This window comes from Neobacillus drentensis, from assembly GCF_021560175.1.
In the GTDB taxonomy this organism is placed as follows: Bacteria; Bacillota; Bacilli; order Bacillales; family Cytobacillaceae; genus Neobacillus; species Neobacillus drentensis_A.
Genome location: NZ_CP091110.1, coordinates 4992027 through 5017506 on the forward strand (window position 1 = coordinate 4992027; position 25480 = coordinate 5017506).

General features: G+C 40.4%; 21 protein-coding genes and 1 pseudogene. 2 read left to right on the forward strand and 20 right to left on the reverse strand.

Features of this window, described 5'->3' with window-relative positions:
* Window positions 1-473 precede the first annotated feature (473 nt).
* The 13 genes and pseudogenes from thrB to L1999_RS23970 all read right to left on the reverse strand — a co-directional run bounded on the left by thrB (window position 474) and on the right by L1999_RS23970 (window position 16932).
* Entirely contained in the window at window positions 474-1382 is a 909-nt protein-coding gene (gene thrB, locus L1999_RS23910) for a homoserine kinase (RefSeq protein WP_235740805.1), read from the reverse strand.
* Window positions 1383-1479: 97 nt separating this feature from the next.
* Entirely contained in the window at window positions 1480-2775 is a 1296-nt protein-coding gene (locus L1999_RS23915; protein ID WP_235740806.1) for a homoserine dehydrogenase, read from the reverse strand.
* 219 nt (window positions 2776-2994) lie between these two features.
* Window positions 2995-4119 (reverse strand): HAD family hydrolase, encoded by a 1125-nt coding sequence (locus tag L1999_RS23920; protein ID WP_235740807.1) that lies wholly within the window; start codon window positions 4117-4119, stop codon window positions 2995-2997.
* 162 nt (window positions 4120-4281) lie between these two features.
* A complete protein-coding gene (locus L1999_RS23925) occupies window positions 4282-5703 on the reverse strand; it encodes an NAD-dependent succinate-semialdehyde dehydrogenase (protein WP_235744445.1) in 1422 nt (473 codons plus the stop codon).
* A gap of 37 nt (window positions 5704-5740) precedes the next feature.
* Window positions 5741-7109, reverse strand: a pseudogene (gene gabT, locus L1999_RS23930) (4-aminobutyrate--2-oxoglutarate transaminase).
* A gap of 78 nt (window positions 7110-7187) precedes the next feature.
* Entirely contained in the window at window positions 7188-8561 is a 1374-nt protein-coding gene (locus tag L1999_RS23935; RefSeq protein WP_235740808.1) for a putrescine aminotransferase, read from the reverse strand.
* A 55-nt stretch (window positions 8562-8616) separates the two neighbouring features.
* Window positions 8617-10110 (reverse strand): aldehyde dehydrogenase family protein, encoded by a 1494-nt coding sequence (locus L1999_RS23940; RefSeq protein WP_235740809.1) that lies wholly within the window; start codon window positions 10108-10110, stop codon window positions 8617-8619.
* Window positions 10111-10289: 179 nt separating this feature from the next.
* Window positions 10290-12413, reverse strand: coding sequence for a sigma 54-interacting transcriptional regulator (locus L1999_RS23945; protein WP_235740810.1), 2124 nt, complete (start codon window positions 12411-12413; stop codon window positions 10290-10292).
* A 178-nt stretch (window positions 12414-12591) separates the two neighbouring features.
* The gene (locus L1999_RS23950; protein WP_235740811.1) at window positions 12592-12840 is read right to left on the reverse strand and encodes a biotin/lipoyl attachment domain-containing protein; all 249 of its coding nucleotides are present in this window, start codon (window positions 12838-12840) and stop codon (window positions 12592-12594) included.
* Window positions 12841-12851: 11 nt separating this feature from the next.
* Window positions 12852-13148 carry an SAV0927 family protein gene (locus L1999_RS23955; protein WP_235740812.1) on the reverse strand — a complete coding sequence of 99 codons (297 nt, stop codon included), beginning with the start codon at window positions 13146-13148 and terminating at the stop codon, window positions 12852-12854.
* 23 nt (window positions 13149-13171) lie between these two features.
* Entirely contained in the window at window positions 13172-14455 is a 1284-nt protein-coding gene (locus tag L1999_RS23960; protein ID WP_345790908.1) for a Glu/Leu/Phe/Val family dehydrogenase, read from the reverse strand.
* A 236-nt stretch (window positions 14456-14691) separates the two neighbouring features.
* Window positions 14692-16044 (reverse strand): APC family permease, encoded by a 1353-nt coding sequence (locus tag L1999_RS23965; RefSeq protein ID WP_275677230.1) that lies wholly within the window; start codon window positions 16042-16044, stop codon window positions 14692-14694.
* A 330-nt stretch (window positions 16045-16374) separates the two neighbouring features.
* Window positions 16375-16932 carry a cell wall hydrolase gene (locus tag L1999_RS23970; RefSeq protein WP_235744448.1) on the reverse strand — a complete coding sequence of 186 codons (558 nt, stop codon included), beginning with the start codon at window positions 16930-16932 and terminating at the stop codon, window positions 16375-16377.
* Between the two features lie 419 nt (window positions 16933-17351).
* Between L1999_RS23970 and L1999_RS23975 the strand changes: the two genes are divergently transcribed.
* Entirely contained in the window at window positions 17352-17798 is a 447-nt protein-coding gene (locus L1999_RS23975) for a Dps family protein (protein WP_235740813.1), read from the forward strand.
* 265 nt (window positions 17799-18063) lie between these two features.
* Here L1999_RS23975 and L1999_RS23980 read toward each other — a convergent pair whose 3' ends face one another.
* Both L1999_RS23980 and L1999_RS23985 read right to left on the reverse strand, forming a co-directional pair.
* Window positions 18064-19743 carry an ABC1 kinase family protein gene (locus L1999_RS23980; protein WP_235740814.1) on the reverse strand — a complete coding sequence of 560 codons (1680 nt, stop codon included), beginning with the start codon at window positions 19741-19743 and terminating at the stop codon, window positions 18064-18066.
* A gap of 77 nt (window positions 19744-19820) precedes the next feature.
* On the reverse strand, window positions 19821-20099 hold the full coding sequence (locus L1999_RS23985; protein WP_235740815.1) for an AbrB/MazE/SpoVT family DNA-binding domain-containing protein: 279 nt from the start codon (window positions 20097-20099) through the stop codon (window positions 19821-19823).
* 233 nt (window positions 20100-20332) lie between these two features.
* Between L1999_RS23985 and L1999_RS23990 the strand changes: the two genes are divergently transcribed.
* The gene (locus L1999_RS23990; RefSeq protein WP_235744449.1) at window positions 20333-20419 is read left to right on the forward strand and encodes a YjcZ family sporulation protein; all 87 of its coding nucleotides are present in this window, start codon (window positions 20333-20335) and stop codon (window positions 20417-20419) included.
* A gap of 79 nt (window positions 20420-20498) precedes the next feature.
* On the opposite strand, the gene L1999_RS23995 is transcribed toward L1999_RS23990, so the two are convergent.
* The 5 genes from L1999_RS23995 to L1999_RS24015 all read right to left on the reverse strand — a co-directional run bounded on the left by L1999_RS23995 (window position 20499) and on the right by L1999_RS24015 (window position 25446).
* Entirely contained in the window at window positions 20499-20906 is a 408-nt protein-coding gene (locus L1999_RS23995; protein WP_235740816.1) for a disulfide oxidoreductase, read from the reverse strand.
* 1 nt (window position 20907) lies between these two features.
* Window positions 20908-21612: a DsbA family protein gene (locus tag L1999_RS24000; protein WP_235740817.1), complete on the reverse strand. Its 705-nt coding sequence runs from the start codon at window positions 21610-21612 to the stop codon at window positions 20908-20910.
* 137 nt (window positions 21613-21749) lie between these two features.
* A complete protein-coding gene (locus tag L1999_RS24005) occupies window positions 21750-22391 on the reverse strand; it encodes a YesL family protein (RefSeq protein WP_235740818.1) in 642 nt (213 codons plus the stop codon).
* A 28-nt stretch (window positions 22392-22419) separates the two neighbouring features.
* Window positions 22420-23415, reverse strand: a complete 996-nt coding sequence (locus L1999_RS24010; protein WP_235740819.1) for a LacI family DNA-binding transcriptional regulator — start codon at window positions 23413-23415, stop codon at window positions 22420-22422.
* Between the two features lie 51 nt (window positions 23416-23466).
* Window positions 23467-25446, reverse strand: coding sequence for a glycoside hydrolase family 31 protein (locus L1999_RS24015; protein WP_235740820.1), 1980 nt, complete (start codon window positions 25444-25446; stop codon window positions 23467-23469).
* Window positions 25447-25480: the final 34 nt, after the last annotated feature.

Consider the following 25480-nt stretch of genomic DNA (forward strand, 5'->3'; position numbering starts at 1 on the left):
CTTCGGACAGGATTGAAGTAATTTAGCCATCTGCTGTCCGAAGATGACTCGACTTCGGACAGGATTGAAGTAGTAATTTAGCCATCTGCTGTCCGAAGATGACTCGACTTCGGACAGGACTGAAGTAATTTTTCTTCACTGTTCAAAGCTGCCCTATTTTCCGACACTTTTGCCCGTCTGATGTTTTGAGTAGCAAGCGGAAGTTAAAATTACTTATCATTCACCTTATTTGAATCATAACTAGGAAATTAGCATTACGTTTGTCGCATCAAATAACATATCACCAATAACTATTGTCCATATACTAATTTATATGCCATTTTTATTGCTAGTTTAGATATAACTCCATACAAACCGTGATATCAACAAAAATGAATAGTCCAATTCTATTGCGAATTGGACTAAAAAATACAGTTATAATTTAGTTTATCTACCTTAAAACTGAACTACTTATCATAAGCTGCCCTTTTCTTTTATTTTACTAATTCGATCACACTGCTGCCAATATAATCGATTAATAGCTTTTTAGCGGTCATTTCAGGAAATCCCGCTTCTAAAGCCTTCACAAGGCCTTCCGCCCTGCCTTTTTCCGTAAAACAAATCATCGTTGGCCCTGCTCCGCTTAATGCAGTCCCGAACGCCCCATTGGCTTTAGCCGTTTGTTCAATCTTATCATAGTCATGAATAAGCGATTTACGATATGGCTGATGGAAACGATCACTTTCCATCATTTTTCCCGCAAGCTCCCAGTTCTGCGTTAATAGGGCACCAACTAATAGGTTGGCCGTAGAAGAAGCTTCAATTGCTTCCTGACGGGTGTAAGTTTCTGGCAAAACATTCCGAGATGCCTTCGTTAATAAGATTTCCTGAGGTATCAGGACAACCACCTCAATTGGAAGGTTTGTAAATGAAAGCATGTCGACCTCATTATCCTTATAACAGCCAATAACAAATCCGCCATAAATCGATGCTCCCACATTATCTGGATGACCTTCCCATTCTGTTGCGTGAAGGAGTTTATCTTGTTTTGTTAAGTTCAGACCTCCCACTGCATCTGCCAGCTCGATCCCTGCTACAATGGCCGACGCACTAGAACCAAGCCCTCTCGCTAACGGAATATCACTCTCAACCTTAATTTTACATGGAGGGAGTTCCACACCATGCTGGGCTGCTGTTTGAAGGGCAACATTAACGATAAAGTTGCCCGGGCCCGTTGGGAAGTCCTTTAACTCCTCACAATTGGAATAGCAATGCCACTCTTTACTTTTCTCTATTTCCAGGGTCAAGTACAAATCAAGCGCAAGGCCCATTGAATCAAAGCCAGGTCCTAGATTCGCTGTACTTGCCGGGACCTTAATCATTATACGGTCATGAAGTGTCATGCGTGTACAACTCCTTGAAAATTGTTCTGTAACTGCCCATTAAACGTTAGGGAGTTGGATAAAGTTACTTTATATGCCTCAAGTAACGCTTGCCCTATTATAGTGATTTTCTCACCACTCTATAGGCACTTTTGATTTCTTTAACTGCATGTAGATCATATAATTCTAGCAGAATTTTATCGTAATTTGTTAACGAAGCCTTGTGTGTCACTAGCACAATTTCAGATGTTTCATGTTTCTTAATTGGAAGCTGAAGAATTTTTTCAAAGCTTACACCGTATTTGGCAAATATAGAAGTAATATCTGCGAATACCCCAACTTCATCCTGCACATGAATCCGTAAAAAGTATTTAGAATACTTCTCTTCATTTTCCTTTAGCTTTTTCGGATATTGCGGTGATACGGCGCTCTTACCATTTACACCAAGTCTTAAATTCTTAATGACACCGACTAAATCTGAAACAATCGAAGTGGCTGTCGGCAGGCTTCCCGCTCCTGGTCCATAGAACATTGTTTCGCCTACTGCTTCCCCGTATACATAAACAGCATTGTATTCATTTTGGACAGAGGCAAGCGGGTGATTATTCGATAAAAAGGTAGGGGCCACACTCACTTCCACCTTTTCACCTTCTCTATGGGCAAAACCGATTAGTTTCATCGTATAGCCTAGTTGTTTCCCGTAACGCAAGTCCTCTTCTGTCACGTTAGAAATTCCGCTGACCTTCACGTCGTCTAAGTCAATATGCATCGAGAAGCCAAGGGTCGCAAGAATCGTCATTTTCCTAGCTGCATCTAATCCCTCTACATCAGAAGTTGGATCAGATTCAGCAAAGCCAAGTTCTTGTGCCTCTTTTAATACTTCTTCATAGGAGCGGCCTTCATCGCTCATTTTGGTTAAAATATAATTGGTTGTACCATTGACGATCCCCATCATTTGCGTAATTCGATCAGAAGCAAGACCATCGACCAGCCCGCGTAAAATCGGAATCCCTCCAGCCACACTTGCTTCATAATATAAATCGCAGCCATGTTCTGAAGCAACAGTCAATAATTCTGACCCGTGCAGGGCCATTAAATCTTTATTTGCCGTCACAACATGTTTTCCTTGTCTTAGTGCGGTGATCAAATAATCTTTTGTTTCATGGACTCCGCCCATTACCTCTATGACTACGTCAATATCCTGATCAAAAAGGATCTCATCTGAATTAGATGTTAATAGATTGGGGTCAACATGAACCGGTCTGCTTTTATGTACGTCTTGTACAAGAATTTTTTTTATGACAACCGGACACCCTACTTGGTGAATTAATTTATCTTGGTGATTTTTAATTATTTGTACAACACCTGAACCGACCGTACCTAACCCTAAGAGACCAATCGAGATTGCTTCCATGTTTTCTCCTCCTACCACTGTCTACCCGAAGCGTACAATTGTTTTTCTATTGTAGACATTATATGACTCTCTTTATTTTTTTACAATAGATTTATTTTTTATTTATTTAACTGTAACCGCTTCTGTCCTTGTTGTAAATGGTTTGTTCTAAAGTTGCAAAATTTTTCTGAATAGTGAAGTATCAATAAAGGAGTGGCGGTTGCCACTCCCTTTTATGTTTTATAAAATAGTTTTAATATCAAGGACAGTATCTAGAATAAAATCTGCTTTATGCTGTTCAAAATCGTGTCGTGCATCTTTCCCGGAAAGACCCGTTAAGACGGCTGCAAATTGACAGCCAAGCTGCCTTGCTGCAAGAAGGTCTGCCAATGAATCTCCGACCACCAATACTTCTTTCCCATTCTGAATGGGCAAAGTGGCATTTATGCAGTATAGTGCAGAGGTTCCTTTTCCCTTTAAACCCATGATGTAGGTGAAAGGATGCGGCTTTGATAAGGATTGGGGATCTGTTATCTCTTGTTCCGCTTTGGAGACTTCATCCGCCGTAATAATTCGTTTTTCATCAAAGTATTTCAGCCAATCTAAATGGTGAAAAGGCTGGATTGTTTCTAGCTCTGGCCTTCCTGTACCAATTCCAATCGTGATACCAGATGAGGAAAGCTGCTGAAATAAAGCGGCTATTTCTTGTGCTGGAGCAAGGGTTGTCTCATTGGCAAGGAATCCCTTTTTACCAGTTTGGACTGATGGTCTGCCGGTTGAAGCGAGGACATGTTCGTCGCCTACATACCACTCCTGTGATACATGCTCACAAATGGACCAAAGCTTCCCTTTTTGAAAAATTGATGTTTCTATGTTTAGCTTCTCTCTGGCTAGTACATTCAAGTATTCAAACAATTCCTGTTTTGTCGCATCTGATTGAGAGAATTCGTCTACGAACAAACTAAAGTTCAATTCTACCTGATACTGACTTAATACCGAAGCCATATCCCGTAAGGTTTCATAATCGATTGGATTCGTTAGCCATTGAGCTATTTTGGCAGCTTCATCCTCTTTAATTTGCGATAAAAGATGGATGAGCTGATGGCCGAAGGATAGGTAGATCATATCCCAGTTTGCGTTTAGACCGCGCGATTTCATAAATTTAAGGACCTGGTCGTTCTGGAAGACATTTTCCCGGATGCGGCTGATGTCTGCTTCGGTATATTCGGTTGTAAATTGTTCCGGTGCGAGTGCTAGATAATTGCTGCTAATCAGCATCTCCCAAACAGTCAGGGCAGATGCATCAAAATAGTGCTCTTCGCTCAAAAGCACCCCATCCACATCAAATAAAACGGTGTTAATCAAATTCCCAACCCCCTTGATTCTTGGTTAACTTTTATACGTTATCGTACCACAGCGGGCGTTGTATTTTGAAGTATTTGACTACTATTATTAAAAAAACCAGTGAAAACAATCAATGCTGCTGCAATGAAGGTTCACTGGCTCCAATTTAAAACTCATTTTTAATTAGATATCCAATCCAATCGAAATATACTTTACTTCTAAATACTCTTCAATCCCGTAATGCCCGCCTTCGCGTCCAAGGCCGCTTTCTTTATAGCCGCCAAACGGAGCTTGAACCACTGACGGCAGGGCATCATTTAAACCGATAATTCCATACTCCAGTTGTTCCGTAATCCTAAAGGAGCGGCTTAAATTTTCCGTATAGACATACGCAGCCAATCCGTAGCAGGAATTGTTGGCCCGTTCAATCACTTCTTCTTCCGTTTTGAAGGTCGATATTGGCGCAAGTGGTCCAAAAATTTCATCCTTCATACACTCCATCTCATCATGGATATTGGTAAGGATCGTTGGGGCAAAGAAATAACCCTTTTCATCTGCAGGCTTTAAACCGCTATACGCTACTTTACCGCCTTTTTTAACGGCATCATGAACCAATGATTCTACTTTTTTGTAAGCAGATTTATCAATTAACGGACCGATATCTGTCCCTTCTTCAAGTCCATTACCGACTTTAAGCTTTTCTAATTCGGCCTGAAAAAGCTTAATGAATTCGTCCGCAACACTTTCCTGTACATAGACCCGATTGGTGCAAATACAGGTTTGGCCGGCATTGCGGAATTTTGATAAGACAAGGCCGCTGGCAGCCTTCGCTAAGTTCGCATCATCCATCACGATAAAAGGAGCATTTCCGCCAAGCTCTAACGAAACTTTTTTTACATTCTCAGCTGCCCCGCGCATTAACGTCTTTCCTACCTCTGTCGATCCGGTAAACGTTATTTTTGTTACACGTGGGTCTTTTAACCAAGCATCGCCAATTTCGGAAGATCGTCCAGTAATGACGTTAATCACTCCTGCTGGTATTCCGGCTTCATGTGCCAGCTCCGCCATTTTTAACGCCGTAAGCGGTGTCTGGTTGGCAGGCTTCACGACAGCGGTACACCCTGCTGCAAGGGCCGGAGCTACTTTTCTTGTAATCATCGCTGCCGGAAAATTCCACGGGGTAATCGCCGCGATGACGCCGACTGGTTCTTTTCTTACTAGTATTCTTTTATTTGGACTTGATGCGGGGATGGTCTCACCATAGACCCTCTTTGCCTCCTCGGCATACCAGGAGATAAAGCCATTCGCATACGAAACCTCGCCTAAGGCTTCCTTTAACGGCTTCCCTTGCTCAATGGTCATAATTCTAGCAATTTCTTCTTTATTTTTTTCTATTAAATAGAACCATTTCATCAAAAGCTGATAGCGCTCGTCCGAGGTCCGTTTTGACCAATTTTTAAAGGCCTTATGGGCTGCATCAACAGCCTGTTTCGCTTCGTAGGCGCCGCCTGTTGGAACAGCACCAATCACCTCCTTTGTAGCTGGATTGATGATGTCAGTAAATACCTCGTAGTCGTTCCCCACCCATTCACCATTTACATACATCGGATAAACTTGATAATTCTGCCTAAGAACATCCATATTATTCACCTCCAACAGATAAGGCAGGATTATTTTGATAGACTGCTTCAATGGATTCTTCCAGTATTTGTAACCCTTCTTCAAGCTGCTCATCCGAGAGGGTGATCGGCATAAGCAGACGAATCACATTGCTGTAGATACCGGCACTTAACAGCATAAGACCTCGTTTAGCTGCTTCTTTGACTATTTTTCCAACGGCCTCTTTATCAGGTGTTTTGGAATTACGATCCTTAACAATCTCCATCGCACACATTGCCCCAAGGCCGCGGACATCGCCAATCCCTTCAAAGCGATCGGCTAGGAGCTGCATTTTTTCAATCACTCGCTCGCCAATTAGTCGCGCCCTGTCATTCAATTGCTCATCTTCGATAATATCTAAAACGGTCAGGGCTGCCTGGCAGCCGAGCGGGCTTCCAGCGTAAGTTCCGCCAATCTCACCAATTTCAGGGGTATTCATGATTTCCGCCCTGCCGATGACACCCGAGATTGGAACACCTGCCCCCATCGATTTTGAAATGGTAATTAAGTCAGGAACGACATCAAAATGCTCAATCGCGAAATGTTTTCCTGTTCTTGCAAAACCTGTTTGAATTTCATCAGCAATAAACAAAATTCCATACTGTGAACAGTTCTCTTACCCGTTTTACAAAGGCTTTGTCGGGCACGATGAATCCGCCCTCTCCTTGCACAGGCTCCATCACCACGGCTGCAATCGTTTCTGGAGCGGCTTCGGCAACTAAAAACTGTTCAAACTGCTCAATGATCATGCCGCTATATTGCTGTTCAGTCATTCCTTTTGGACGGCGGTATACATATGGATAGGGTGCCTTATATACTTCCGGGGCAAATGGACCAAAGCCAAATTTATAAGGCTTGACCTTGCTTGTCATGGTCATGGTCATTAACGTTCTCCCATGGAATCCTCTTGTAAACGACACAATCCCTTGACGTTTTGTATACTTGCGGGCAATTTTAACGGCATTTTCAACGGCTTCCGCTCCGCTGTTAAAGAAAGCAGCCTGCTTATCAAACTGACCTGGGGCCAGCGCACAAAGCCGCTCTGCCAAATTTATATAAGATTCATACATCATCACATTAAAACCGGTATGGATAAATTGGCTTGCTTGTTCCTGCAAGGCTTTAACCACTCTCGGGTGTGAATGGCCGACATTAATCGTTCCGATTGCACCGGCAAAATCAATATAATGATTGCCATCCACATCCTCGACCAGTGCTCCCTCTGCTTTTTTTACAAACGATTGGCTGTTGTTACTGATCCCTTTTGGAACAAATTTATTTCTTCGCTCCAAGATTTCTCTCGATTTTGGCCCAGGTATTTCTGTTTGGAGCTTGACAAATTTCCTTTCCAATTCGTACTCCTCCTTTTAAAAAAATAACACCTAGGGGATAAAAGCAATCCCCCTTGTTCATTTCTATATAAAAGGCGATTATCCCTCTACATGCTCTAACACTTCTTTAAAATTTCTGACAACTTGATCAACCTCTTCATAACTAATGGTTAATGCAGGCTCGATTCGAATCGTTTTTGAGTTGATCAAGGTACCCGCCACGAGAATTCCCCTATCAAACATTCCTTTAGAAACCTCATAACCAATTTCATCCTGATGGAACTCGATGCCAATCATCAAACCTTGACCGCGAATTTCCTGGACCTTATCCTCATGACCCTTGGCAGCTTGTTTTAATTCTTTGAGGAAATATTCACCGACTTCGGCAGCCCGTTCAGGAAGCTTTTCTTCAATAAGAACACCAATTGTCGCAATTGCGGCCGCACAGGCTAATGGGTTTCCGCCGAAGGTAGTGGTGTGCATGAATGGATTTGGGAACCAGCTCTTAAAGACTTCTTCCCTGGCCACGATCGCCCCTGCAGGCATAACGCCTCCGCCAAAGGCTTTAGCAAGACAAATAATATCCGGTACCACCTCATATAATTCAGCGGCAAACATTTTTCCTGTCCTTCCCATTCCTGTCTGCACCTCATCAAAAATCAACAAGGAGCCGTATTGGTTACATAGCTCGCGGACTTGTTTGAGATAATTTTCTGGCGGAAGAATGATTCCACCTTCACCTTGAATCGGCTCTAAAATGACGGCAGCCACATCTTCCCCGACTGAAGCACATACTTCAAAGGTTTTTCGCATCATGTCGATATCGCCGAATGGTACATGCCGGAAACCCGGGATCAATGGTAAGAACGGTTTACGGAACATGCCCTTCGCTGTCCCGGATAACGATCCTAAGCTTTTCCCATGGAACGCCCGTGTCGTGGAAATGAAGGTAGTCCGTTCACTGTACATTTTGGCAAGCTTTAAGGCTGCTTCCACACTTTCTGTCCCACTGTTGGTAAAGAAAGCATATTTTAAATCGCCTGGTGTTATGTCAGCTAAAATTTTCGCGAGCATGGCACGAAGTGGATCTAGCAGGTCTTGGCTGTGCAGAGCCTGACGTTTCAGTTGGTCGGTTACCGCTTTTAAAACTTTAGGATGACGATGTCCGACATTGTAGATACCAAAGCCGCCTAGACAATCAATATATTCCTTGCCGTTGACGTCCTTAAAACAGGAACCATTATCAGACCATTCCACTGCGGCAAATTGGCCGTCCTTTGTGACCGTTTTACGGTAGGCAAGGAAACCTGGATTAACATGTTCACGGAATCCATCAACCGTTTCTTTTGTAATCCATGCTGCTTCTTCTTCATTAATTTCCTCTTTTTCTATTAATTCTAGAACCCTATTAATATATTCAGATACCTGTTCATTTTGTTTACTTTTTAACTCCTGCTTATAATCGATACTCATAAAATACTTCCTCCCTTTGTGTTGTTTTTGTCCTAGTTTATTTTTCAAATCCAGATCAGTTTGAAAACCAACCGACCGGTTCTACCTGCAGATTAATATTTATTTGTTTGATTTCTTGAAATTCCTCAAGCCCAAATGTTCCAAGGCTGCGGCCAATCCCACTTTGCTTATAACCTCCCCAAGGAGCTTCGTTATAAGTAGGATGATAAGCATTTATCCAGGTAATTCCAGCACGGAGCTTCTTAATCACCCGTAGTCCTTTAGCGCCATCCTTTGTAAATACACCGCCAGCCAAGCCATAAACAGTGTCATTGGCTAACTTAACTGCTTCTTCTTCATCCTTAAATTTTTGAATCACTACTACGGGTCCAAAAATCTCCTCTTGAACAATTCTCATCTCTTGTTCGACATTGACAAAAACCGTTGGCTCAACAAAGTAGCCCTTCTCCAAGCCATCCGTAACGAGCCGATTTCCACCGCAGGCCAAGGTTGCCCCCTCCTGCTTTCCGAGTTCTATATAATAAAGAATTTTCTCAAGGTGTTCTGCACTGACAAGCGGCCCCATTTCTGTCGAAGGGTCATTTCCAGGACCTACTTTAATATTTCGTGCTCTTTCGACGAAGCGGGCTACAAATTGATCATAAATACTTTCTTCCACGAGAATTCTCGAGCCTGCTGAACAAACTTGGCCAGAGCCGGCATAAATACCGAAAAGGGCATAATCAACAGCCGTTTCAAAATCTGCATCAGCAAAAATAATATTGGGCGATTTCCCGCCTAACTCCAGTGATACTTTTTTCATGGTGTCAGCTGCTGTCTTCATGATGTGTTTTCCTGTTTTGGTACCACCTGTAAATGAAATCATATCCACATCTGGGTGGGAAACAATTTCATTTCCGACCACGGCTCCTGCTCCCATGACCATATTCGCCGCCCCTTTTGGCAGACCCACTTCTTCAAATATTTTAAATAATTTTTGTGGGGTAACCGGGGTGACTTCTGACGGTTTAAAGACAATTGTATTACCTGCCGCTAAGGCAGGGGCTATTTTCCAAACACTCATTAACAAAGGATAATTCCACGGGACAATTAAACCGCAAACTCCGACAGGTTCCCGGACTACCATCGCCTGCATTGGGTCGGCAACATGATAGGTCTGGCCATCAGGCTTTGTAATCAATCCTGCATAATAGCGGAAACACGCTGCCGCATCGGCCACATCAAAGCCTGCCTCTCGCAATGGTTTGCCGTTATCCATGGTCTCAAGCTGGGTTAATTCCTCTGCATAAGTATCAATTTTATCGGCGATTTTTAATAAATAAGAAGCTCTCTCCTGAGCTGAAATTCCCGACCAAACACCCGTATCAAAAGCTTTGCGGGCGGCATTAATAGCAGCGCGGGCATCCGTAATGGTCCCTTCAGGTGCTTTGGCGATAATTTCTCCATTAGCAGGATTGTAAACTAGTCGTGTTTGTTGGTTTTCCGCATCTTTCCACTCACCATCAAAAAACATCTTCAAGTTTACTACTTGGTTTTTTACTTCGACCATTTTATTTCCTCCTTTTTTACCCTCACTCTAACTATTGCAAGAAGCATGCCAACAGATAAACGCGGCTAATTCTAACCTTTTTTCAAAAAATTGTTTGATGTTATTCAATCCTGCATAACTTTATTTCATTGTGCATAAAAAAAGCTGATTCAGATTTTGGGTCTGAATCAGCTTAAAATTTATAGAGATGAGTAGTTTTCTAATTTACTATTTTTTTCGGTTACTATTTTTTGATATTTCCGGCTGACAGAAGACTGACTAATTCCAAGTGCTTTAGCTGCCTTAGTGGTGGTCTTATATTGATTCATCGCCATCACAATCAACTGCTCCTCTACAAAATCAATCGCTTCCTGTAATGGAATCACCCGAGTAACGACAGGCTTCATTTTTTTATGCTCATATCCAAGTGATAAAAATTGACCGACAAACTCGGCGTCAATTGCAGAATGGTCGGAGGTCACTACTAATCTTTCAATAATATTCTGCAGCTCCCTTACATTACCCGGCCATGAATAAAATTCAAGCACATTAATCGCGTCAGGAGTCAGATGATAATTACGTTCATACTTTTCATTTAATTGCTGAAGGAAATGAAACGCTAATAGCGAGATATCCTCAGTCCTTTCCCTTAATGGCGGGATAATCAGCGGAATGACATTTAACCGATAATATAAATCTTCCCGGAAGGTACCATCCTCGACCATCTTAGCAAGGTTTTTATTTGTAGCGGCAATGATTTGGACATCCACCTTTACCGGTATGGTACTTCCAATTGGAATCACCTCATGCTCTTGGAGGACCCGTAACAACTTGACTTGAAGGTGGAGCGGCATCTCGCCGATTTCATCAAGGAATAAAATCCCGCCGTCCGCTTGTTTAAAATATCCGTCCTTGCCGTTCTTATCAGCTCCGGTAAACGACCCCTTTGCATAGCCAAATAATTCACTTTCAAGCAAATTTTCCGGAATCGCTCCACAATTTAACTTTAGGAACGGCTTATCGGAACGTTTGCCTAATTGATGAATGGCTTGAGCAATGACCTCTTTTCCTACTCCTGATTCTCCATGAAGCAGGACTGTCGAGGAAAAGTCCGCGATTTTTTTAACCTGATGCATGATTTTTTCCATTTTTGGACTGCAATAAATGAGTTTTTTCAAAAAGCGGTCCTTGGTCCTGAAATCATCTAGTTCTTTCTTATACTTTTCCGATATTTTCCGCATTTCCTGCAGTTCACTCTTTAGCCTAGTTGTTTCTGTTATATCTCTTGATGCCACAATAATTCGATCCAGTTCATTCTGTTTAGTAAAGACCGGATTTCCAACCGCTAAAATTTTTCTACCGTTAAGGGTTTCTTGAACAACAGAAACCTTTTTTTTCTTTTCAATGACCATCCTGGTAACCGATGGAGTAAATAGACCCCGGTCCTCTAGTTCCAAGATGTTTTTACCGATCAGTTCCTTTAAATCTACGTTCCAGAAATCGTGTATAATATTTTCGCTAAAACGGATTAGTTCTCCCTTGGCGTTGACCACAAGAATTTCATCATAAATACTGGACAGAATCGCATTTAAGTCCTTATTCAAATCCTTTATATGTTCAATTTCCATGGCCATCTCTTCTACCATTGGAAGATCCTGAACCACAATAATGACGCCTTCCACTTCATGGTCATAGTTTAAGATCGGACTATAATCAACAAGGACTCCCATCTCATTCGTAATTTCAAGATGATTTAGCAGTGTCTTTCCAGTTGAAAAGACTTGCTGGATGTGCTCCTTGCTAAAAATAGTTTCTGCCGGAAAATTTAGCACTCTCTCAGCTGTAGATTTAATCATTTTTAAACCGGCATCATTACAATTAATAATCGTTTTTTCTTTATCTAAAACGAAAATCCCCATTGGAATCGAGGTAAGAATTATTTTTAATAAGTCAACACTCTTATTTTCCTGTTTAAAGAGCTCTGCGAGGACATCTTCCCGCTGTATGTAACCTGCTGGTTTCCCATCGGCCCCTCTGATAATGGCGAAGGGTTCACCGATAATTTGAAACAAAACAGGCAGGGAAACTTGTTCACTAAGGCAGCAGATACCATCAATTGGTTTAGCATTTTTTAGTAAGACTTCAACTGATGCTGCTTCTTTTTCCTGGCTGCCAATGTGTAAATATGCAAAAAGTTGATTTTGCTTTTTTAAAAATAAAAAGGGTTCTTTCAGTTTATTGATTGTTGCACGAAAGACTTCCTCACTTTCATCCACTGTGACTGATACGATTGGTTTGATCTTTTCTTTTGCCACGGAAAACATCACGAAGCCCCCTTATTCACCTTCATACTATCATACTACCACTTTCTTCAGAATTTTCCTTAAAAATCTCGCTGATTGTCAAGTTACAGAAGGCGAAGATCAAACCGTTCTGCCCTTATGCCTGAAGCCTTTCGGCTAAAAAGGAGATGTGGATTGATCCACATCTCCTTTCCGGCGATTAATCACTGCCGGTGACAAACAAGTCTTCTTTAATAAAAGCAAGCACCATCCCAGGAATCACTTTATCTCCCTCCTGGACTTCTAATGATTCTATTTCACCACTGACATTTGTTTGGATCGTTTCTAGATGGCCTGTTTCTGTTTTGATCATGAATAACGATTCCCATTCATAAATTCTGGCTTCATCTTTAACCGAAATCTTTTCCACCTTTCCATAACAAGGGCTTGTAACTACTCCATAATACATATTTCTCACTCCTACTCGATATATTGTTCCTGATAAGGCTGCGTCTGTAAGACATGGCTGAAGAAATTCTGTAATTCCGTTATATCTTCTTCTTCAATTCCCAAGCGTTTCGCCCAATGCTGCTCTTGACTCGTATCTTCCTGACAGAGAAGGACCATATTTCCTGACTGGAGCGAGGTAACCATTGCCTTACCAAAAAAATAACTCGAGTAACCAATTGTTAAATCATAGCGATGATGATTCGTAATTAAACAAAAATAGTGTAAGAGTTGATTTTCCTTTTGCTCCGATAAAATATCTATTTCCATAAAAGTTCCCCCCTATAGTGTTATTAATATTTCAGCCATCCTCTGAGCCTGGATGATTCCGCTAAATGTTGAATGCCTTCAATATAGGCGGCAATTTTCATATTGACGCTATATTTTTTTGATGTGTTATATACTTTTAAAAAACTGGCTGTGATTTTTTCCTTTAGACGTGAATCAACCATATCATCTGTCCAATAATAACCTTGATTATTCTGACACCATTCGAAATAGGAGACAATCACACCACCCGAGTTGGCCAGAATATCTGGGACAACCAGAATTTCACGATGATCCAGGACACTTAATGCCTCTTTGGTTGTTGGACCATTTGCAGCCTCGATAACAATTTGACAATTTAATTTACTAGCATTGTATTTGTTAATCACTCCTGAGATTGCAGCCGGAATCAAAATATCACAATCTTTCTCAAGTAATTCTTGGTTAGTAATCGAGCTAGTAAATTTATTAGATACGATTCCAAACGAGTCCCGACTTTCAAGCAAATTAGGAATATCTAGACCATTTGCGTTATATAACCCGCCTAAAACATCACTAATCCCGATTACCTTAACACCTAAATCATATAAATACTTCGCAAGATAACTGCCGACATTGCCAAAGCCTTGAATAATGATACGGGTGTCCTTTAATTGCATCTTCTTCAATTCACAGACCATTTGAAGTGTATATAAAACACCTTTAGAAGTTGCTGTTTCCCTTCCAATTGATCCCCCTAAGGCAATGGGTTTCCCGGTAATAAATCCCGGGGAATCAAATTCACGAATATGATCATATTCATCCAGCATCCAAGCCATAATTTGAGAATTAGTATACATATCAGGTGCGGGAATATCTTTTGTCGGTCCAACTAGTTGGCTTACCGCCCTGACATAGCCTCTGCTCAGCCGTTCTAATTCATCTGAACTCATATGTCGAGGATCGCAGACAATGCCGCCTTTAGCACCTCCGTATGGCAGACCGGTTATTCCGCATTTTAAACTCATCCAGCCTGCTAGTGCCTTCACCTCTTCCGGTGTCACGTCTGGATGAAAACGGATTCCGCCTTTTGTCGGTCCTGGGGCATCATTATGCTGAGCACGGTAGCCTTGGAAAATTTCTGTATTTCCGTTATCCATGCGAACAGGGATACTTACCTCTAAAAAGCGCATCGGCTTCTTTAATAATTCAAATACCTGTGCAGGATAATTGAGAATGTTAGCCGCTTCCTTAAGCGTCTCCTGGAACTCAATTAAGGAATTATCTTTTTCCTTACCAGCCTCATTCTTTTTAACCTCTATTGATTTGATTGCCACTTTAACACCTCATTTTTTATTGTTATTATTCTAATAGCAATTTTCGTGCCAACTTCGTTTTTGCGCTCCCTTGCGCTTTTTTTACATGATTCCTCCTGGTTTTATGAAAATATGATTGAATTATTCCGTTTTGCATAAGTGGAGAGGTGATGACTAAATAAAAAACGCATTCGTATATGGAATGCGTTTCATGACCGATATTTTTATATAGAATGACGATTGTTTCGACATTATAAGGAAGACGTTCTTTCAGCATCATCTAAATTTAAATCGGCAATTTTAATCGTAAAGAATCGTGTCTGGAAGAGCATATAAACAATTCCAATTCCGATCCAAACAAGCCCGCCGATTAGAGCGTCTGCTTGCAAGTTATACCACAAAATCCCTGTTAATCCGGCCCCGAGGACTGGCATGATTAGGTAAGAGAAGATATCTTTTGCTGTTTTATATCGCTTGTGTTTGAAGATAAAGTGAGCGATTACGGATAGATTAACAAAGGTAAACGCAATTAAAGCACCAAAATTAATAAAGGAAGAAATTAATTCTAGGCTTGGGGCAATGGCCAGTAACGAAACCACCCCGACAAGGATGACATTAAACACAGGGGTTCGGAATTTTGGATGGACATAGCCAAAAGTTTTTTTCGGCAATACACCGTTTCGCCCCATCACATATAAAAGCCTGGACACACTTGCATGTGAAGCAAGTCCCGAAGCGACTGTTGCTGCAAAAGCACCGGAAAGGAAGATTAATTTAAAGAAGGTTCCACCGACATACAAGCCTATTTCCGGCAGAGTATCATCGGTCACCTTGAAACCTGAAACATTTGGGAATAATGCTTGCGCGAAATAACTACATATGAAAAAGATAGCCCCACCAATAAAGACGGTCATCATGATGGCTTTTGTCATGATTTTTTGATCAATCGCTTCCTCTGCATACATGGTTACTGCGTCAAATCCGATAAAGGAGAAACAAACAACGGTAGCTCCCGTTAGTACGGCACCAAGGTGGACATTAGAGTGGAATAATGGCTGGCTGGTTAAAATAGTCCCTTGCCCCATCCCTTTGGAAAGTTGAACGAAGGCTAATACAATAAAGGCAGCAATTAAGACTACTTCAAATATGACCAGCAAGGAATTTAAACTAGAGGTTTTACCCATGCTCCAGGCATTAATAGCTGTAACGATTGCCACATAAACGACAACCCAAATCCACGCGGGAACATGAGGGAATACAGATACCATATAAATTCGAATAATTAATGCATTTACCATTGGAAGCAAGATATAATCAAGTAATGCCGACCAGCCCACAAGAAAACCAAGATGGGGGCTCATGGTTTCCCGTGTATACGTATAGGCAGAACCAGCGCTCGGATAAACGCTTACCATTTTACTGTAACTAATCGCTGTAAATAACATCACAACCAATGCTGCAATATACGCAAGTGGAACAACTCCATTTGTCTCGTTAGACACGATTCCAAATGTATCGAACACAATCGTTGGTGTCATATATCCAAGTCCAAGCATGACAATTGCCCATAATCCAAGTGACCGTTTAAGAGTGGTATTCTCCAATTTTATCAACTCTCCTTTTCGTTTCAATTAAATTATACAAATAATCAATTAATTAAAAGCGGTTTCATTTTTATCTGATGGTACTTTTAGATCAACAATCAGCTGTTCATCCTTCCCTCCTATCATAAATAAATTACCTACTATTTAGAATAATGCAATTTTTATGCCAGCCTCTACTTTTTATAAATTGCCGTACTAGTAGCCTATTCTTCCACAATGATTTATGTAATTTTGCATAACCTAATCCGAACTGCATAAAAAAAACAGCAAAATTCCCAACGGAATTTTGCTGTTTTTCGTGAATAACAGCTATTTTGTTAGACATACTAATTATCGTGCGAATCTGTGATTTCCAATCGTAACGGTTACAGGACGTGATGTAATCCATGAGCTTGTTGACGTTTTAGGATTGTAAAAGAATAAAGATCCATTTCCTTTACCGGTTAGTGCGATTGCTTCATTAACCGCTCGTTTGGAAGCAGCATCAGCTGGCTGATTAATTTGTCCGTTCTGTACAGGAGTAAAGGCATAATGTCCATTTGCAATTTGATAGATTACACCCTTTACAGTATTAGGGAAATCTGCACTTCTTACTCGATTAATAATAACGGTCGCAACAGCAACTTTTCCTGCATATGGCTCGCCAACTGCCTCAGCATGTACTAGACGGGCCATCAAGTCTTTCTCGGCTGCCGTGTAAGGAGAGTTTGGTAGTAACATATTTCTGCCCGCGTAAAGAGGCACCGATTTATTTGTCGCCATTAAGCTGTTAACGGGTACACCGAACCCCTTTGCGATCTTCCAATAGGTTTCTCCATATTGGATTTTGTGAGTGGTGGTCGCGGCTTCGGTTTGGTTTGTTAAAGTAAATGCTGAAATCGAAAACATTAATCCAGCGGCTACTATTAGTTTTTTTACCTTTTTCAACTATATTACCTCCTAGTAGTCGTTCGTTTGTCTACTATTAGGCTATCAGATGTAATACTTCTATTCATCGTCCAAAATTTAGCAATTCATAATAAAGTCTCTTAGCCATTGCTATCAAACAACTAAACTATCATTAGTTAATATTATCCATCAGCTTATGATTTCCCATAAATATGATGGAAAGGAAAAATATTGTACTATTTTTACAAAAGGTTTCAACGCTGTAACAATCCCTATTTAAATCTAAATAATTACTAAGAAAGCATTTGGGTGTACATTCTTCACCAAATTGCCATCAAGTTCCTTAAAATTAGCAGGATTTCCTTTCAATTCTTTGGTAATAATAAGATTGTAGTTAATTTGAAGGAGGATATTCGATCATGGAAAATCAGTTAGTTAGTGTACTTAATAAGCAAATTGCGAATTGGTCTGTTCTGTATATGAAGTTACATAACTATCATTGGTACGTAAAAGGCGGTCAGTTTTTTACCCTGCATGCTAAATTTGAAGAGTTCTATAATGAAGCAGGCCTTCATGTTGACGAATTAGCAGAGCGGTTACTAGCAATTGGAGGTAATCCGGTCGCAACGATGAAAGAATGTCTAGAACTTTCTTCCATCCGCGAAGCATCTGGCAGTGAAACCGCAGATGAAATGGTTCAATCGGTTATCAATGACTTCTCGATTGTCATTGGAGAACTAAAGGAAGGCATGAGCCTTTCAGAGGAAGTACATGACGAAACAACTGGCGATATGCTGCTGGCGATTCATTCCGGATTAGAAAAACATGTATGGATGCTGTCAGCATTCCTTGGTAAATCCCTGTAAAGTAATAAGATGGTGTCCCAAAAGTATAACTTTTAGGGTCACCTTCTTTTTTTGTACATTAAACTAGTCTGTTGATTTCCGCTCCAGGCACTTCGCTTTCTAGGAGCCTCCTCGTCGCTTCGCTCCTGCGGAGTCTCCCCTGCCCCGTACTCCCACAGGAGTCTTCGTGCCTTCCGCTCCAATCAACAGAGTGTGCAAAAATTATTCATCAGCCATCTTTTGGGTCATCCTCTTTTTGCTTTTCTCATCGTTACAGGAGGAGACGCTAATTCTTTTCCTCGATAAACGGCGGTCTTGGATGCGCCCTTCTTCGCCGTGGAGCAGAGCGTTTACTAACCTGTAACAGGGTAAATAACCCGCCGCCCACCATCATAAAGAGTCCAGCTGTCTCATTTTGCATGTTGATCTGCGAACCAGCGATTAATACTCCTGTTCCCAACACAGCCAATACTATTTTCCTTGTTTGTCCTGCCTGATGATTGAGTATTTGTTTTTCAAACGATTTTGATGGCTGAATCCGAATTTCACCCGATTCAAACTGCTCAACAAGCGTAAATAGCTTACGGGCAGTCGGGATAACCTGAAGGAGTGTATTCTTAACTTGGTCGATCACCGTATCTTTAGCAGGATTCGCACGATTACTGTCCATTATATCTTCCACATATGGTTTAGTATTCGCTACAATATCAAAATCCTTATCCAGACCATTACAAATACTAAAAACAGTCATAATTGCCTTACCTAAAAAAGTCATTCGAGAAGGGATTTGAAACGGCTGCTCGTATAAAAATTCGCGTAACTCTTCGAGGAAGCCTTCATTATTAATCTTCTCAAAATTAAAACTTCCATCAGAAAAACCTGAGAGAATGACTTTAACATTTTTTCCTAATACACCTTTATCTGCATTCTTTCTTAAAAAACCAAGCTCGTTAAAAGCCTCAACCATCCCGCCTGCGTCCTTCAGATAAATCGACATCGCCAGCTTGACCATATTTTCCTTCATCTGATGTGAAATGGTTCCGACCATCCCAAAATCAATAAAACAAAGCGTACCATCCTTTTTTACCAACAGGTTTCCCGGATGGGGATCGGCATGAAAGACACCGTCTTCTAGCAGCTGCTTTAAATAGGAAAGATACAAAATCGATGCTAATCTTTTCTTATTAATAGACGTTCCGTCTAGGTGAGGAATTTCATTAATTTTTACACCTTCAATGAACTCCATAACAAGTACTTTACTCGTGGTCAGCTCCCAATAAACCTTCGGAGTCGTAACACCAGGAAACCCAACGAAGGATGATTGAAATTCCTCGAGATTTTTTGCTTCTTTTTGATAATCAAGCTCCTCGGTAATGACTTCCTCAAACTCTTGATAAACATCCTTTAAATCTACAAATCTGCTAACTTTTGTAAAGCGGCTGGCAAGAGTGGTCAAAACCTTCAATGAGGCCAGGTCTAAAGCTACGATATCTTCTATACCAGGGCGCATCACTTTTACGGCAACGTCCTCACCGTTTTTCAAGACAGCTCGGTGCACTTGTCCAAGTGATGCCGCTGCAACTGGCTCTTGAGTAAACGAGGTAAACAGGTTTAAAACGGTTCCCGACAATTCCGCTTCAATCCGGCTGACTGCTAATTGAGTCGGCACTGGTGCAACGGAATCTTGAAGTTGTGCGAGAATATCTGTATATTCCTTAGGTAAAATATCCACCCTTGAGCTGACAAACTGTCCCAGTTTAATGATTAAACCGCCCATTTCGACGGCAGTTTTAGCAAATTTGGCTGCTTGCGATTTATAGACCGCCTTGTATCTTTTTGCAGAGGTCTCTTTATGTATAAATTTCTTCGTTTTCCCCAGCCACCAAAATTGTATAAAGAACCTCACGAACATAAAAAAGGTGTTCCTAAACCTTTTGTTGAACAGTAAGCGCATGAACTCACGCATTCTTGTCCTCCCCTTCCATTTCTGCCCACGGGACAAGCCTGCGTGGTATACTGACGTTTTAAGAATGAAAAATTATTCTACTCTTCCTTTTCCTCTTCTTCGGCTTCTGTTTCAGTCTTATCAAAAATTTCTTTCGCTATTTTCTCAAATCTTTTCGACTTGTTAAAAAAGAAATTAGCAAACTTATTCATAATTTCTGATTTAACGAGAATGACGGTACCTTTTCTAGCATCACCGAAAACAACAAATTTCTCCCCAGATTTAATCCCTAATTCCTCGCGGGCTTCCGCTGGAATAACAACCTGGCCTCTTTCGCCCATACTAGTTGTTCCAAAAATTTTCCCATGATTCATCATTATCACTCACCTCTCATTTGTAGGATACATCATACTTTTCGTACCACCTATACATTTCACACAATATACATATGGCGATTTTAAGGCAAAAAAGTCCTGCAATGATCCACAGGACTTCCTATTAAAAAGACACATATTCTTGAATTTTTTTAAATTATAAGCACTTGTCCATTTCAAACTTATACGCTGCTTCATAAATTATAATACATCATTAACAAAGGAGGTGGATTACTATGGGACACAACAACAATAACGGCTTCGCTTTAATCGTTGTATTGTTTATTCTTTTAATTATCATCGGTGCATCTTGGATGTACTAATCTTTGATTAAGCTCAATCAAAAGTAAGAAAAAAAGAGCGTAAAAACGTCTCGTTTTTTCGCTCTTTTTTTTTGTTGAATTAAACTCTCGGGCGGCGGGCCAGCATCAGCAAACTGATTGTAATAACTGTAAAAGCAATAAATGCTAACAATGGGATGGTGATAAATCCAAGCCAATTAATGTAATCCTTGGAACAGGGTACACCAGTTGTACACATTTCGAATTGCTGTAAAAAGGGAAGTTTTTGCAAAAGCGTATGATACCCTGAAATAAGCATTCCAATAATGGAAAGCGGAAGAACATACCGATAAATCCCCTGATCATTGCGGTAAAAGGCGATACCCAATATGATCGCTAACGGATACATAAAGATTCGCTGGTACCAGCATAGGGTGCAAGGAATAAAGTGCATGACTTCACTAAAATATAAGCTTCCTAACGTGGCAGCGAGGGCCGCGACCCAGGATAGAAGTAAGGGCTTATTCATTTTATTTCCCCTTCGCTGCTTCATCGACCATTTTCTTTAAATCATCAATGGTTTGACCTTTAAACATCTTCCCGTTCACAAAAATGGTTGGGGTTCCAGTTACACCCAATTTTTCAGCGTATTCCATATCCTTGTTCCACGCAGCCTCACTGTCTTTCGCTTGGAAGTTTTTCACAACCTTATCTACTTCTTGATCGCTGGCAACTTCTTTTAACGTATCTGTTAAGAAATCTTCTGTAAAAACATCCATTTTCTCATATTTAGATTCTGATGGTTGTTTTTGATATAGAAGTTCATGAAATTTCCAAAATGTTTCATTTCCTAATTCCTTAAAGACTGATTCAGCAAATTTAGCGGAACGAATGGAATCTGTATTAATAAAGGAATCATTCATAAAATAAAATTTAGCTTTTCCTGTGTCAACCAACTCTTTTTCAATTACAGGTACCACATTGGTCGCAAAGTTCTTGCAATTAGGACATTTATAATCGCCAAATTCGATAATCGACACGGGTGCTGTCTTTTCTCCTAAAAAGGGCTGGTTGGAATAATCAATCTTATTTGTTACGCTCGTCTCTTGTTTTTTGGTATGATTCCCTAAAAATATAAACGCGGCAATACAGACCACTACTAATCCAATGACCCAAAAGGTAAACTTCGCTGATGAATTACTTCCACTTTTCTCATTTTTCTTTTTATTAGCCATATAGAACTCCTTTATCTTTCACTACTAATGTCAACATCCATACCATTAAATTTTACTAAACTGATACGATAATGCAAATAAAACAGTTTGCTACACAAATGAAAAGAAGCATTCGTCAAATGGCGAAGGCTTCTTTTCTATAAAGGCTTATATTTTTTTCTCCTATTAGACAAATGATTCCGAACACCGGAAAGCTTCATTTTTTGAAAGACCCGATTACACAGGGAAAAATTAATATACGCTCCTATACTAAATAGAATTAAAGTAAAAACAGGCAGGTACATTAGGATAACGACAAGTAAGGCAAACACCCCAATTATAATCAAGGTAATGGGAAAGTTTGCAATCGCCATAAAAAAGGAACTGGTAATGGCTCTCTTCCAAGTAATTTCATAATGGGACATAACTGAAAACAAATAGGCAGAAGTACCTGTAAACAATAAGCTTACTAACAATAAAGGGATTAATATAATGAATTTTGCCCCCGTTTGGTCCTGATTCAAATAAAAATAATTGAAATACAATAATACGGATATGGCAGTCCAGATTAGGCCGATGATAAAACTATGTTTAAAGTTTTCTCTAAAGTATCGAAAGTAATTTCTAACTACACTCGTATCCTGATGCAGCTGCCATTGCCGGACAACACTAAACATAGCTGTTGTTGCAGGTACTATAGTAACAATGGGGAGGCAAGAAAGAATCCAAAAGATATTTAATATAAAAAGATTGGAAAGTCGATCAACTATCGCGTAAAATCTGGTATCTAATATATTCATTTCTACCACCCAATTCTATTAAAAGTTTTTATATTGATTCTCCTGCAACAATTTTATAATTAAGTGTCGCTGACTTTTCAGTTGTAAAGTAACCATGTTCTATTTTATGGACCAAACTTTCGGCTGCTTTATAACCGATACATTCAATAGGATATTCCACGGTAGTTAACTTTGGTGTAATATATTTTAATACATCAATATTATCGTAACCCATTAGTCCAACATCCTCAGGAATCTTCATGCCCTTCCCCTTTAGATAATTCATCACTTCAAGTGCATACAGGTCACAAGAACACACAATTGCTGTCCTATTTTCTATCTTTATTTCAACCTTTTCAAGCGCTTTTAGATAATCATTATGTTTAATAATGACTGGTGGTTCAGCAATGCCTTTCATTGATAAACCTTCTAAGAAACCTTTTAATCTTTCCTCTTGGGTGTACATGTTTGATTTCCCGAGGTATTTTAGGGGTGGGCAAATATAAATGAAGCTTTTATAACCTCGATTCACAATATAATCTGCCACATCCCTCATCGATGCCCGTTCCTGAATCCCTACATATTCCCATTGTTCTGATAAAAAGTTAAAAATAGTAATAATTGGAATCGACAATCCTTTTAAATACTCTTCAAACTCTTTTCCTTGATTGACAGTAAATAAAATAATTCCATCAACTTTATGATTGACTAAATATTCAAGACATTGCTTTTCGTTCTCCGGATCCTTGTCTGTTAAGGCAATATAAAGATGGTAGCCAAGCTCCCTAGCTTTCAACTCAACTGCATTTAAAAGCTGGGCAAACGATCGGTTATACAGATCAAAAAGAACAATTCCTAATGTCATTGTTCTACCTTTTACAAGGCTTCTTGCTGTTAAATCAGGGCGGTAATTTAGTAATCTAGCAGCCTCTAACACATTTTTCTTTGTTTTCAATTTGATACCCGGCCGATTATTTAATGCTCGATCGACCGTACCTGGTGAAACACCACAATACTTTGCTAAATCCTTTATTGTCACTCGCATAGTGAGTTCCTCCGCCATTTGCTGCTATGTTAAACTCTGAAAAGTTTTCAACTATTTATTTGGCGAAATAATCGGAAGATCGGCATTGTTTTTTAAAAACAACGGAATTCTATCCAAAGGAGCATCAACGGTTATCTGCTGCCCGCCTTCGAAAATTTCACCAGAGTAAGGATTGGTCCAGTCTGCTCCTGACGGTAAATATACATTTCGGCTTCTTTGACCTTCATGCAAGACTGGAGCGACTAGTAGATCCGGACCAAACATATATTGATCATCGACATCCCATGAAACCTCATCCTTTGCAAAATCGTAGAAAAGCGGCCGCATTGGGGGCGTGCCTTTTCCATGAGCTTCCATCATTAAACCTGTAATATAGGGACGGAGTCGTTCACGTAAGTGTAAATATTTCTCAAATATTTCATACGCTTCTTCTCCGTAACTCCATACTTCATTGGCTGCACCGCTATGGCATTGCCCTCCGCCAGTGATTCCAATCGGTTTCTTAGCAGGTATTCTATCCCCATGTAGTCTAAACACAGGGCAGAATACACCATACTGGAACCAACGGATAATGCATTCCCTGAATGTAGGATCGTCCGGATTCCCCCCATGAAACCCGCCGATATCAGTTGTCCACCACGGAATTCCAGCAATCGCCATATTTAATCCAGCTTTGACCTGAATACCTAGGACTTCAAAACTGGAATGAATATCTCCAGACCATGCTAGTGCACCATACCGCTGACTACCAGCCCAAGCACAGCGAACCAGATTAATAATATTTGTTTGCCCTTCCTCTTCCATTCCCTCATAGAATGTTTGACTGTATTTGCTTGGATATATATTCCCTACCTGTAAACTTGAGCCAAGATGATAGCGATAAATATCATGGTCATAAACTGAAAACTCAGGTTCCGCTTCATCCAACCAAAATACTTTAATTCCCTTGTCATAATAATTCTTCTTAATAATACTCCAAAGAAATTTTCGAGCATCGGGGTTGGTCGCATCAAATATGGCATTTTGACCCAAAAAATTAAATTGGGTACGAACCCCTCTATCCGATCGGACTAAGTAACCTTTTTCAATCATTTCTTTATAATTTTCACTTTCAGTTTGAACCGTAGGCCACACTGAAACCATTAGTTCAATGCCCATTTCCTTCAGCTCTTTAACCATTCCCTCAGGATTTGGCCAGTATTGTGGATCGAATTTCCAATCCCCTTGATTCGTCCAGTGGAAGAAGTCGATAACGATAACCGAGATTGGAAGCCCTCTTCTCTTGTATTCCCTTGCAACCTCCAACAGTTCTTCCTGAGTCTGGTATCTAAGTTTACATTGCCAAAATCCCATACCATAGTCTGGCATCATCGGAACTGTTCCGGTAACAGAAGCATAAGATTCTTCAATTTCTGCAGGAGAGTCGCCTGCGGTAACCCAATAATCCATTTGCTTGGTGGAAGAAGCCGTCCATTCCGTTACATTAAGATTGAAGTTTACTCTCCCAATTGCAGGATTATGCCATAGGAATCCGTATCCTAGGCTTGACATGACAAATGGAACACTCGTTTGACTGTTTCTATGAGTTAGTTCCAGCATGCAGCCCTTTAAATTTAGAAAAGGCTGCTGATACTGTCCCATACCAAAGAGCTTTTCCTTTGGATTAGACTCAAAGCGTAGTGTCAGACGATAATCGCTGCTCCCTGTATGAGGAATTAGCTCTCTGCCACCGTACTTAAGCTGATAGGTATTTTCCGTTTCTTTTAATAAAACTTCACCTTCCTGATTATAAAAAGTAATCCTGCCTCTACTGGTTACTTCTGCTTTTATTTTTCCATTAACAATGGTTGCACTTTCCTTATTAACTATGATGTTTGATTTTATTTCAGGAGAAGGTAGAAGTGCCCAATAATTTTCTTCCATATTAGTACAGGATGCACGGACACGAAATGCGTTTTCTCCCCAAGGCTCAATCCAAAGCTTCTCTGCATCATATTCCCAGGTTAGTCGGTTTCCTATTGTTTGGAACACAGTAAAACTCCCCCTCCTTTTAATCTCTTTTATA

Coding starts and splice junctions, on each gene's coding strand:
- L1999_RS23940 (WP_235740809.1), bottom strand. CDS start 10,110: ATGGTCGAAGTAAAAAACCAAGTAGTAAACTTGAAGATGTTTTTTGAT.
- L1999_RS23935 (WP_235740808.1), bottom strand. CDS start 8,561: ATGAGTATCGATTATAAGCAGGAGTTAAAAAGTAAACAAAATGAACAG.
- L1999_RS23995 (WP_235740816.1), bottom strand. CDS start 20,906: ATGAATAAGCCCTTACTTCTATCCTGGGTCGCGGCCCTCGCTGCCACG.
- L1999_RS23980 (WP_235740814.1), bottom strand. CDS start 19,743: ATGCGTGAGTTCATGCGCTTACTGTTCAACAAAAGGTTTAGGAACACC.
- L1999_RS24010 (WP_235740819.1), bottom strand. CDS start 23,415: ATGCGAGTGACAATAAAGGATTTAGCAAAGTATTGTGGTGTTTCACCA.
- L1999_RS23975 (WP_235740813.1), top strand. CDS start 17,352: ATGGAAAATCAGTTAGTTAGTGTACTTAATAAGCAAATTGCGAATTGG.
- thrB (WP_235740805.1), bottom strand. CDS start 1,382: ATGACACTTCATGACCGTATAATGATTAAGGTCCCGGCAAGTACAGCG.
- L1999_RS23945 (WP_235740810.1), bottom strand. CDS start 12,413: ATGTTTTCCGTGGCAAAAGAAAAGATCAAACCAATCGTATCAGTCACA.
- L1999_RS24005 (WP_235740818.1), bottom strand. CDS start 22,391: ATGAATATATTAGATACCAGATTTTACGCGATAGTTGATCGACTTTCC.
- L1999_RS23950 (WP_235740811.1), bottom strand. CDS start 12,840: ATGTATTATGGAGTAGTTACAAGCCCTTGTTATGGAAAGGTGGAAAAG.
- L1999_RS23915 (WP_235740806.1), bottom strand. CDS start 2,775: ATGGAAGCAATCTCGATTGGTCTCTTAGGGTTAGGTACGGTCGGTTCA.
- L1999_RS23955 (WP_235740812.1), bottom strand. CDS start 13,148: ATGGAAATAGATATTTTATCGGAGCAAAAGGAAAATCAACTCTTACAC.
- L1999_RS23985 (WP_235740815.1), bottom strand. CDS start 20,099: ATGATGAATCATGGGAAAATTTTTGGAACAACTAGTATGGGCGAAAGA.
- L1999_RS23990 (WP_235744449.1), top strand. CDS start 20,333: ATGGGACACAACAACAATAACGGCTTCGCTTTAATCGTTGTATTGTTT.
- L1999_RS24000 (WP_235740817.1), bottom strand. CDS start 21,612: ATGGCTAATAAAAAGAAAAATGAGAAAAGTGGAAGTAATTCATCAGCG.
- L1999_RS23925 (WP_235744445.1), bottom strand. CDS start 5,703: ATGTATGTAAATGGTGAATGGGTGGGGAACGACTACGAGGTATTTACT.
- L1999_RS23970 (WP_235744448.1), bottom strand. CDS start 16,932: ATGTTTTCGATTTCAGCATTTACTTTAACAAACCAAACCGAAGCCGCG.